Raw genomic sequence first — 11,071 nt, 5'->3', positions numbered from 1 at the left:
GAACTACCTCAAGAGCCTAGGCAAATTACTTACTATTTCCACCAAATTTTAACGAAATGTGACTTGAAAAATATTCATTTTCACCAATTGCGTCATACTTTTGCCACGAGGTGTATTGAGGCTAATGCTAGTATCACAGCAGTAAGTGCAATTCTTGGTCATGCATCTACTCAAATGACCCTGGATGTCTATACTGATGCAAATTTAAAAAGTCGCCAACAAGCAATCTTAAAAAGAGAACAAATCGCTTAACGTCATTTTTCTTCAATATTCATTTAAAAAATGAAATTAGAAAACTGAGGGAGGGGCTTTTTTTGCTTTTTTCAGATTTTTCCTCTTTTAAGACTGTGACATTTTCCGTTTATATTATCGCTAGCTTTCAAGATAAAAAGTACCTCATTATTCCGTAATAGCCGTCAATGGTCGTCAATGAGCTTATTCAAAAACTATTGATATCAAGGTTTATAGTCTTGTGCTTGGTATTCACTATACCAAGCACAAGACTATAAACGAATATGTTGATTATCTTTTTTAAGAATGAAAAAAATTGGAAAGGGGGGTGCAAAGGTGAGAGTCCTTATTATAACAAATAATATAGAAAATGAGATGACTCTTCATGAGCAATTAAATTGATTGAATCATGAGATATATATAACTCGTGATTTGTATGTAAATTTGTTGCAGAGTGGAAGATTTCCACATTGGAACAGTAATTTTCCAATGATTGTTATTAGTGAAACAACTTCAAAAAAGGAAGCTCTGGAAATTCTTGAGTACATTATTAGTTGGGAAACTATCTGTTTATTAAAAACAGATGAAGTATTAACTATTGAGGAAGAAGGAATTCTATGTGATGGCGGCTTTGATGCTTGTATTTCAACTCAAGGATCTTTTTCAGAACTTAGAGAAACAATATTTAATTATTCGACAAAAGAAAAAAAGAGATAAATATTCAAAAAAAGCAGTTAATATTACCTTTTAAAAATTTCCAAGAGCAATTGGCTCCCAAATATCAACAAATTATTTCTGTATTATTAAAAGCTAGCGGTAGACCTATTAGTAAAAAAAAGTTGTCGAATGTATTGTGGCATAAATGTACAAATGCTGCTTTAAGTCAACTTTCATTACGAATAGGTAAAATCAATCAAAAGATTTCTAACGAATACGGTATTGAAATTGCTATCCAAACATTATGGGGTAAAGGTTATTACTTTAACGATTTATTCTACAACACTATAGTTAAAAATTGATACTTATAGTAGACATACTTGTATTTGATAGATTTTATATTGACAGTTATATTACTCGTCAAGAATATAAAAAAGGAGATTTTAAAATGAAGAAACAAATATTTTTATTTTCTACATTAGCATTCTTAGGAATCGCTGGTTCGCTTCCTGCAACAGCCTTAGAAACAAATCCCAATGAACAAACAAATACTGAAACAGTATCTTCATCCAGCAATCGGGTATCAACAAATTTAGAAAGTTCTGACGACTCATCTATTCAACCTATGGAAGAAACAGAATCAAATTCTATAAAAGATTACACATCTGTTAATATGTTTTCAGAAAATATCAGTACTTTGGATAGTCCTTTTAGGCCTAATGATTCTAATAATAACATGTTAACTTACAAAACAGTATTGATTAATTCGAGTAATTCTGGAGAAGTGATTCCTGCAGGAACTAAAGTATCTATAAATTTTTCTTCTCCATCTGACAGTATAGCCCCTGTATCGTTTAGAGGTATTCAATCTAGTGAGTCTCTGAAGGGCTATTTCTCTATGTCAGGCAGCGGAAATTCCTATGAATTAACTATTAATCAAGACTTGTTGCCTGGTGAGTATAATATTTTTAGTTATTTCGCAATAAATAATCCAGGATGGAATTGGGATGGTCTGAATAATTCTTCCGATCCCGCAATTTTTACATCAGATGTTACCTCCAATTTAATCGACTCGCAAAACTCTATTGTTGCTAACGTTCCTATCACCCCAGCCACAATATATATAAAGCCTGTACCAAATTCTCCTGTGGGTGGTCTAGCAGGTTTTATGAATGGTGGATATAATAATACCAATGTAAACAGTGATGGAACTATAGGTGTTGAGAATGGTTACCCAACAAATTTCATAACTTATAATAATGGTGTAGAGTGGTTTAATCCATCTGTCGATAAGGTCAATGGTAAATATTATCAAACTTTTGTTGGAGCGTATTTACCTGCTCAATTAGGAGTAGGTAATCCAATCGGATTGAGTCAAGGACAAATAAGTTTTACCTTTGACAAACCTGTAGATGAAAATAGTATCAGGGTCACTCTAGGAGGCACATCTAGTTCGGCAGAACGTGCTACCGATATAACTGATAAACCTGGTGTAAATTTATCAATTAGTAAGGATAAAAAAACTGTGACTGCAGAGTTCAGTCAATATATGCAAAATAGTGCATCATTTTTAATTAATCAATGGAGAACAGTGAATTTAATGGTTGCTGTACCAGTCGATGATATTAATACTATAGTAAATGGAACTTTTAATTTACAATATCCAAATATTAATTGGAATTCCAACTTTAAAGGTGCTTTTACTAATCCAGATAGTAATGACTCTAGTTATCCTTACTTTAGAGGAAATGATGCTACCGTCTATACTACAGATAATCCTTATAATCCATTGACTGATGTTAATTCTTACGTTGGATATACAAATAACAATGATAACATGACAATCACAAATTTAAACGGATATCCCATTGATGGAGTAAACCCTGATCCCGGAGTATATACGATTGAATATAAATCAACTAATAAGGATACTTCTGGAAAAGAATTCGACACTACTTTTTCACGAAAGATAACAGTTATAGAAGATAAATCGTCTATTTCGGGAGAAAATTATACAATGTTTATTGGAGATAAAGATGCCACTGTATATGATTTTAAGGCTTCAGCTACTGATAAAGACGGTAATGCTATTGATGTTACTGCGGATCTTTCTTCAATTGATTTTTCTAAAACAGGTTCATATGATATCATTCTTACAGCTTCAGATGGACAGACAAAGACTGTTAAATTGATTATTGAAGAAAAGGAGAATCAATTAGTCCCAATTTATAGGGCATACAATCCAAACGACGGTGATCACTTATATACTATTAGTGAAAAGGAATATGACTGGATTACAGGGCTAAAATGGTCTGCAGAAGGTATTGCCTTTAAGAGTGTCCTTTCTGACTATAAAGATGCTGTTACAATATATCGCTTATATAATTCAAATAGTGGCGAACATTTTTACACTTTAAGCGAAAAAGAATATAACAATGTTGCTTCTAAAGGATGGACAAAAGAAGGTATTGGATTCTATATGGTTCCTAAAGAAAAAGGAGAAGCTGTCTATCGAGTCTTCAATCCAAATGCAACGGGTCCGGGCTCTCACCTCTTTACTAGTAGTAAAGAAGAAGCTGCTTGGTTAGTTGGACTTGGTTGGAAAGATGAAAAAATTGCTTTTTATAGTCCTAAATAACCTCTATAAGTGATGTGATCTCGATTAATACTAAAAGCCCTGGATGCGTTTGCTACCAGGACTTTTCTTGTAAGTGCCAATTAGTCTAACAGATACTGAATCCATAAATCTTGAATTCTAAGGAATTGTAAATAGCTATATTTTGTGAAATGAAAATTTTGCAAGTAAGTCTTATTGTCAAGATCAACAAATTATTGCTGTGAAAAAAGCTATACTAATAAAAATATGTAGTGAAGCGTCAGAAACTTAAAAGTTTTTGACGCTTTTAATTTACGCTAAATTTATTAGTTTTAAGCAGTGTCTAAAATTTATGTTCATCAAATAGAGAGTTTATATGCATAAAGTGATTTTACTATGAAGTATTGTTATGTTAGCGTGCCTAAAAAAGAAACAAGATTATTTACCTTCTATTTTATAGGATCCATTCTTCACAATGAGTAGAAGCATACATTTATTTTCTTATTGAAAGATAATGAAAAAAAACAAAAGATATGTAAAATAATTAAATACAGTAAAGGAGTTACTGTACCAAATGATAACGAAAACATCCCTATCATAAAACCTTATACTATAATCGTATTCGATTAAATAACCCGAAAAATATGGTAAACAAAACAATGATAAAAAACCAAATAGTGTAGTTAAAATATCAGATAAATAGATTTGTACAATCAAACTAAATTTTTTGTATTTCTTAAAAATACACTTGTAAGATACATAGTTGAAAAAATAACAATACCATAAGAAATAAAAGTAAAATAATTAAATAAAAACGCGGATTTACCATCTTTCCTGACACCTTTCTCTCTTATTTTTCATTGGAAAATATCTTTTAAGTAACTTTACTAATTATTTTATAGTGTTTCACAAGATTAGATTTGAGTAAACATTTTGGAACCATTTTAGTAAGTGAATGACACAAGTGTTTCATTTAACCAATATTCAAATTTCTCTATGTTAGATAGTCTACCAAACTACGAATTCAATCTCAGTAATAAAATTTTTCAATCTAGATAAATAGCACTTTATTTGTTTCAACAAAATCTGAGTAACTAGTTATGAGTACTCTATCATTCTTAATATGGCCTTAAAAAATTTATTATGTACATTGTACTTTTCTACTACAGAAATGCTGGATTTTATCGGATTCGGTTCAGTATCATAATAGTAATAGATAGAACAAACTATTTTTACATTTTAATACATAAACAATCATAGTCAATATTTTATGCTACCGATAGTTAGCGCTGGTCATAAAATATGAATAGCCAGAACAAGCTCCTATAGTAAGATTACAGACAATATGCTTGATTTTTTTTTAGAAACTACATTTAATCGGTTCTATAATCAAAACGAATAAAACGAGGATTTGAGTCAATATCCTAAAAGATTTAAATGCTGACAAATAAGGAATTATTGGAAGAACTGAGAAAAATTGAGACTGGTTAATGGACAAAAACGTATAAAGATGGTTATGACAATGATGGGAATAGGATTTCTATCCATTATTTTCAAAGTAAATCAGGTAGAGTTTTCAATGTGAAAGTTAAAAATAATTGGAGTAACAAATAAGGAGCCGAATGATGCGGAAAGTACTAAAATTATCTGTTAATAAAAAAGAGGACGCTAACATATTATTTCTGGTATGCATTATTGGATTACTAGATTCTTTAAAAAATGGAATACTAGCAATAGATGAGTGTGAACTGTACCTATTTAGTCCCTACACTTTAGATATTTTACAACAAGAGAACGTAGATCAAAGAATTATTGATATTGTACATTTGGGTACCGAACTAGAAGATATAGAATCTTTGTTACCCGATAAGCTTGATGATAATATAAATGAATTATATGAGTCGGCAACAGAACTATTGAAGGAAATTAAACCTAGCTGAATTTATTATGATGAAAAAATGGTTAGATAGAAAATGAACAACATCGTATCAAAGACTACGGCGAAAAGTTTGTATGTCATTAAAAGTAAACAAACTTTACGATTAAGTTTTTTGTAATGTTGTGTCAAGATTTATGTTTAAATGGAAAATCGATACCATTCCCTAAGAGTTAAAATATTGATTCTAATGTATCTTGAAATTCCTTAAACCTTTTGTGAACCCAACTAAAAAAATTCTGATTATAGGGATTGAATTGAGAAACTAGCATTCTTTCAAGATATTCATCATTAGAAAATGGTTATTTTTTTAATTATTTGTTAAGTACTTCAATTTAATTAGTTTGAGTAAAGGGTTCTTCTTAAGTTTCCTAAACGATTCTCTCTAAATTTTAATCTAAAATATTTTTTAATTTGAAGAAACTATAACTAAGTGTACAGAAAATGATCTTTTTATGTACACCATATTTGTTTGTTATCACTTTTAATGTTGTATCACACAAAATATTTTACGCTATAAAAATTTTTGGGGGTGTTGCAAGGTTTTTTTATTCATAAAATAGAAAATTAAAGAAAAAAATATTTTGTGAATAGTTACAAAAGAAATCGTTGTTTCCCCAATTAACAAATTATTTTTCTAAATCTATAATGAAAACGTAAACAAAAAAGAAAAGAGGAATTAGAAATGGACACATTAACGATACCCTGGTACGCGGCAATTATTGGTTTACTATTAGCTATCATTTTAATTTTAAAAAAATTTAATCCAGTTTATTCATTGTTTTTAGGGGCAATTGTCGGCTGCTTGATAGGTGGGGCATCGCTGTCTGGAACTGTCGATGTCCTAGTTAAAGGCACACAAAGTATTATGGGCACGGCTATACGAGTGATGGCCGCCGGTGTTCTGGCCGGCGTCATGATGGAATCTGGGGCAGCGGAATCAATTGCCAATGCGATTGTTAATAAATTAGGTGAGAAGAAAGCTATTTTATCTTTGGCTTTATCCACGATGATCATTACCGCAGTGGGAGTTTTTATTCCGGTTGCGGTTTTGATTGTGGCACCAATTGCTCTATCGGTTGGGAAACAAACTGGTATTGGGAAAATTGCATTATTAACCGCGATGTCTGGTGGCGGGAAGGCCGGCAATATTATTTCGCCAAATCCTAATACGATTGCGGCGGCGAATGGTTTTAATTTAAGTTTGAGTGACGTGATGATCGCCGGCTTTGTTCCAGCAATTTGTGGCTTAATAGCGACGGTTATTATTGCCAACTTGATTCGCCACAAGGGTGGGAAAATCAGTGAGTTGGATATTAAACAAGACAATGATCAAAAAATTTTAATGCCGTTAAATAAAGCATTGATTGCTCCAGTGTTGTCGATTGTTCTATTATTAATTAATCCGATTGGTAGTTTGTTAAATATTGAAGCAATTGCCAATTTAAAAATTGATGCCTTATATATTTTACCTTTTGCTTCAATCGTCGGCACAATTGCGATGGGACATGCTAGTAAAATTAAATTTTATACTACGGCCGGATTGAAGAAAATTACCGATACTGTTTTAATCCTGATGGGTGCTGGCGCAATCGCTGGCTTAATTTCTTCATCTGATTTGTCGGAGCAAGTGGTGCATTTAATTTCAGTTGCTGGAATTTCTGGTACATTTTTAGCACCGATTTCTGGGATTTTGATGGGCTTAGCTGTGGGTTCGACTTCTACCGCGGTAATTTTAGCCACCGGTTCATTTGGGAATGCAATTTTACAAACCGGAACCAGTCCTTTGGCAGCTGCTGTGATGGTTCACACCGGTGCAACGGTGATTGATAGTGTGCCGCAAGGAAACTATTTCCACATAACCGCCGACAGCGTTCATATGACAATTAAAGAAAGAATTTCAGTTATTCCTTATGAATTTTGTGTCGGTGGTGTGATGACAATTGTTGCGACTATTTTGTACGGATTCATTTTAAAATAAAAATAATCGAGGAGATTTAGTTATGACCTTAAAAATTGTATTGGCCCCGGATTCATTTAAAGAGAGCATGTCAGCGAAAGAAGTTTGTATGGCGATGGAAGTAGGTATCAAAAAAGCCTTAACCGATGTGGAAATTATTCACGTGCCGATGGCTGACGGTGGCGAAGGAACGGTGGATGCTTTAGTTGATGCAACTGCTGGAGAAAAAATTGAAGAGACAGTTTCAGGCCCCTTTCCTGAAAAAAAAGTCACGACTTATTTTGGCATTCTAGGAGACAAAAAAACTGCCGTGATTGAAATGGCCAAGGCTAACGGGATTGAATTAATTGCCACAGAGGACCGCAACCCGTTGAAAACTTCAACTTATGGAACCGGCGAATTAATTCTAGCAGCGATTGAACAAGGCGTAGAAAAAATTATTATTGGTATCGGTGGCAGTGTCACAAATGATGGCGGTGCAGGCATGGCAGCCGCGCTAGGGATAAAATTTTTAAACCAGGAAAAAGAAGAAATTCCTTTAGGCGGTGGTTCATTAGATAAGCTAGCTCATTTAGATATTTCTCAAGTTGACCCTCGTTTGAAAAAAGTTAAAATTCTAATTGCTTCTGATGTCACCAATCCGTTAACAGGAGAATCAGGTGCTTCAGCGGTTTTCGGTCCACAAAAAGGTGCTACTGAAGAAATGGTGCAGCAATTAGATCAAAACTTGGCCCATTATGCCCAAGTGATTCGTCAAGATTTAGGAATTGAGATTGAACATGTTCCTGGCGCTGGTGCTGCAGGTGGTTTAGGTGCTGGATTATTAGCCTTTACCAATTCTAAATTACGAGCAGGAATTGATGTTGTGACGGAAGTTACCGGATTAGAAGAATATATCAAAACTGCTAACTTTGTTTTTACCGGTGAAGGTGGGATGGATTATCAAACGAAATTTGGAAAGGCACCTTATGGGGTAGCTAAAGTCGGGAAAAAATATCACAAACCTGTTTTTGCTTGCGCCGGTTATATCGGTGAAAATGTGGAGGTCTTATATGATGAAGGCATGACTGCCATCTTTAGCATTTTGCCCAAGGCAACAACCTTAAGTGAGGCACTTTCAACTGGGAAGGAAAATTTAGCACGAACGACAGAAAATATTGCCAGAGTTTTAGCTTTGTATAACTAAAGGTTATACTTTTAAAATTTTATTTGATCACAAGGACCAGAAATTAGGATTGGACAATTAATAGAGCCGATGATGTTGAAAAACAATCAAAAAGTAGTATTTTTCTCAGGCCAACAACAAATTATAGATAATAAAATTCCGATTGATTATCAAAATATCTTGGAATATATCGAAATTGGCGATTCTTTTTTATTGATGATGGCAAGTTAAAATTTGTGGTTTGTGATAAAAAGGAAGATGAACTGGTAGTCAAAGTTATTAAAGGCGGTCTACTGCTCAATAAAAAGAATTAAATATTCCCACCCGGTTTTTGCCCAAGGCTATTTTATCTGAGCCGGACAAAACCAACTTAAAACTACTGGCGGATCGTGAATTTAAAATCGACAAATTAGCTGCTAGCTTTGTGCGTAATCCGCAAGATATTTTATTTATCAAGGATTATTTAAAAAATAAATCTTGAATGCCAGGTAATAGCCAAAATCGAAAGTAAGCAAGCCGTCCAGCATTTTGATGAAATCTTGTTGCTCGTTGACGGGATTATGGTAGCTAGAGGGGACTTTTCAGTTGAGGTTGGGGTTTTAAAAGTGCCTTACATTCAAAAGATTTTGCTAGAAAGAGCCCGGTTAAATAATAAATATTCAATTGTGGCGACTCAAATCATGGATTCAATGGAGCATAATCCAACGCCAACACGAGCTGAAGTCAGTGATGCCACCAATGCTTTAATAGATGGAGCAAAGGCCCCTATGTTGTCAGGAGAAACCGCAATTGGTCAATATTTGGTGGAAACAATTCAAATGTTAAGTGATATTATTCACTACAATAGTGCTTTTGAAATATAATTAGTTGTAAATAAATGACTCCTTAAACAATTTTTAGTTAAGGAGTCATTTTTAAAAAAAAATCAGTTTCCTACATAGTTAATGATTGTACTAGAAACTATTTACGGAGGTTAGATCATGGAAGTGTTAAACGAATTTCAAGCACAATTGATCGTGGCAAGATTAATGGAAGATATTCCTTACAATATTAACATTATGAATCAACAGGGAGAAATTATTGCCAGTGGAGATAAGACGCGGATTGGTAAGATTCATAAATTAGCTAAACAAGCCATCCAGGAAAAAAAGCGAATTGATGTCTTTGAAAATACCAATTCAGAAAAACAAGGAACTAACGAACCAATTATCTACAATGATCAAGTCATTGGGGTGGTGGGAATTACTGGCGAACCAAAAGAAGTGTTGCCTTTTACTAAATTAGTTAGCACTATCGTTCGACTAATTTTAGAAGAACATACTAATTATCAGCGATTGGAAATGAAGAAAAATCAAAAAAATGAGTTTCTCAAAAAAATTCTTGCTAGTGGGGGTTCTTATTCAGAAAAAACTATTACTGAAGGAATCAAATACTACAACTTAAATCTTTTAGAAGAAAAAATTTGTGTGCTAAGTAAAAAGAAGGACCCTTTAAAAAAAATTAATCATGGAAATGAAATCTTTGCTTATGAAGGTTTTTATTTATTTTTCACCGAAGAATTAGTTGGGAATTTTGATTCTGTAAGTCTAATTACTTATAGTAGCTCCCGGTGTAACTTAAAGAAGATTGTCCAAAAAAACATCGACTGCTGGTATTTTATTAATTTTTTTAAGCTAGAACACGGCTTGATTAACACAAGTGAATTTCATTATAGTGCGCTGTTCTCATTCCCTATAGAGCCACAACCAGAATTATTAAAGAAGGTTATTTCAGTTTATACAGATTACTTAGACACCTTGGTTGTTTTTGCTCGGGAAGAATGTAATTATGGACGAACAGCGCAGGCTTTGCACATTCACCGCAATACTTTAACTTATCGCTTAAATAGAATAAAAGAGGCAACAGATTTAAATCCTAATGTCTGGTATCAATTGGCGACGCTAGTTTATTATTTTGCCTATTTGTATGCCAATGATTTAGAAAATTAATACCTCAAAAAAAAAAAACCGCAATCGAGGGATTTACCAGAATAAATATTAATAAATCACTGTTCTGTTGGTAATAAGGATACAGAAATAATATTAGTGGGTATATTTAGACAGTCGGTACCATCCAGAAACCCGAAGGGTTATTGCGCATAAAGTTGGCGCAAATATGACAAAAGAACTAGCAACGAGCGTAAACTAGAACGATTTCTATACTATAAATTGAAAAAGGTGATTGTTCTCTTTTACAGACCCTCCACTATTCTTTTAAAGGCTCCTATAATATGACTAAGAATAAGATATTTAATATAATCTATTAAAAGAGCTTTTCTTTAAAATTAATAAATGAATAAACTCTGTTTACTTGTCATTTTTGCAGATGAGTTGCAGACAGAAATAATTAAAAAAACTACGTACCTAATTCATGGCTGCGTAGTCTTTTTGGATTCGATAAACTGTTTGACGTGTATCACCATAATCTTTAGCAATTTCGAGATTGCCGTCCCTTTTTCTAATTCGTCTACAATATTTCGATAAACTG

10 protein-coding genes are annotated in these 11,071 nt (G+C 33.1%); all 10 read left to right on the top strand.

Annotated features, from left to right (window positions below; translation table 11 throughout):
- Window positions 1–252: tyrosine-type recombinase/integrase (locus KUA55_RS17885; RefSeq protein WP_218327736.1), on the top strand; the 252-nt coding region annotated here is incomplete at its 5' end.
- A gap of 468 nt (window positions 253–720) precedes the next feature.
- Window positions 721–948, top strand: a complete 228-nt coding sequence (locus KUA55_RS17880) for a hypothetical protein (RefSeq protein ID WP_218327735.1) — start codon at window positions 721–723, stop codon at window positions 946–948.
- Between the two features lie 50 nt (window positions 949–998).
- The gene (locus tag KUA55_RS18840) at window positions 999–1,250 is read left to right on the top strand and encodes a helix-turn-helix domain-containing protein (protein ID WP_218327734.1); all 252 of its coding nucleotides are present in this window, start codon (window positions 999–1,001) and stop codon (window positions 1,248–1,250) included.
- Window positions 1,251–1,336: 86 nt separating this feature from the next.
- Entirely contained in the window at window positions 1,337–3,526 is a 2,190-nt protein-coding gene (locus tag KUA55_RS17870; protein WP_218327733.1) for a hypothetical protein, read from the top strand.
- Between the two features lie 1,583 nt (window positions 3,527–5,109).
- The gene (locus KUA55_RS17865) at window positions 5,110–5,424 is read left to right on the top strand and encodes a DUF3969 family protein (RefSeq protein WP_218327732.1); all 315 of its coding nucleotides are present in this window, start codon (window positions 5,110–5,112) and stop codon (window positions 5,422–5,424) included.
- Window positions 5,425–6,105: 681 nt separating this feature from the next.
- The gene (locus KUA55_RS17860) at window positions 6,106–7,401 is read left to right on the top strand and encodes a GntP family permease (RefSeq protein WP_218327731.1); all 1,296 of its coding nucleotides are present in this window, start codon (window positions 6,106–6,108) and stop codon (window positions 7,399–7,401) included.
- A gap of 22 nt (window positions 7,402–7,423) precedes the next feature.
- Complete coding sequence (locus KUA55_RS17855; RefSeq protein WP_218327730.1) at window positions 7,424–8,566, top strand: glycerate kinase family protein; 1,143 nt, start codon at window positions 7,424–7,426, stop codon at window positions 8,564–8,566.
- A gap of 72 nt (window positions 8,567–8,638) precedes the next feature.
- Entirely contained in the window at window positions 8,639–8,776 is a 138-nt protein-coding gene (locus KUA55_RS17850; protein ID WP_218327729.1) for a hypothetical protein, read from the top strand.
- A gap of 239 nt (window positions 8,777–9,015) precedes the next feature.
- The gene (locus KUA55_RS17845; protein ID WP_218327737.1) at window positions 9,016–9,408 is read left to right on the top strand and encodes a pyruvate kinase; all 393 of its coding nucleotides are present in this window, start codon (window positions 9,016–9,018) and stop codon (window positions 9,406–9,408) included.
- 117 nt (window positions 9,409–9,525) lie between these two features.
- Complete coding sequence (locus tag KUA55_RS17840) at window positions 9,526–10,533, top strand: CdaR family transcriptional regulator (protein ID WP_218327728.1); 1,008 nt, start codon at window positions 9,526–9,528, stop codon at window positions 10,531–10,533.
- The last annotated feature ends 538 nt before the right edge of the window (window positions 10,534–11,071 follow it).

This window comes from Enterococcus alishanensis (genome assembly GCF_019218635.1).
Taxonomy (GTDB): Bacteria; Bacillota; Bacilli; order Lactobacillales; family Enterococcaceae; genus Enterococcus_A; species Enterococcus_A alishanensis.
The sequence above is the reverse complement of the archived record's forward strand: the minus strand, read 5'-3'. Positions and strand labels throughout refer to the sequence as shown.